General features: G+C 61.2%; 1 protein-coding gene. It reads left to right on the forward strand.

Annotated elements, in window-relative coordinates:
- The coding region (locus tag AF337_RS30220) for an ABC transporter ATP-binding protein (RefSeq protein WP_152971242.1) at positions 1-387 on the forward strand (387 nt) is incomplete at both ends.

A 387-nucleotide genomic window follows, 5' to 3' on the forward strand; every position in this document is an offset into this window, starting at 1 on the left:
GTACGCTGCTGTCGATCGTCGCCGGACTTCAGGGCTTCGACAATGGCCTTCTTCTGACGGATGGAGCGCCGATCGTCGGTCCCGGGCTCGATCGCGGCGTTGTCTTCCAATCCTACACGCTGTTGCCGTGGCTGACCGCGCAGCAGAATGTTGAATTCGCCCTGCAGGCGGCCGGGTTGCCGAATGCCGAGTGCCGGGATGTCGCCCGCCATCACATTGAACTGGTGAAGCTCACCAAGTTCGCCGATGCATTTCCGTCGCAACTGTCGGGTGGCATGAAGCAGCGCGTCGCCATTGCACGTGCCCTGTCCTATCGACCGAAAATGCTATTGATGGATGAGCCGTTCGGCGCGCTCGACGCTCTGACCCGACACCAGATGCAGGAAC

Origin of the sequence: Rhizobium ecuadorense (assembly GCF_001187535.1) — a bacterium.
Lineage (GTDB): Bacteria > Pseudomonadota > Alphaproteobacteria > Rhizobiales > Rhizobiaceae > Rhizobium > Rhizobium ecuadorense.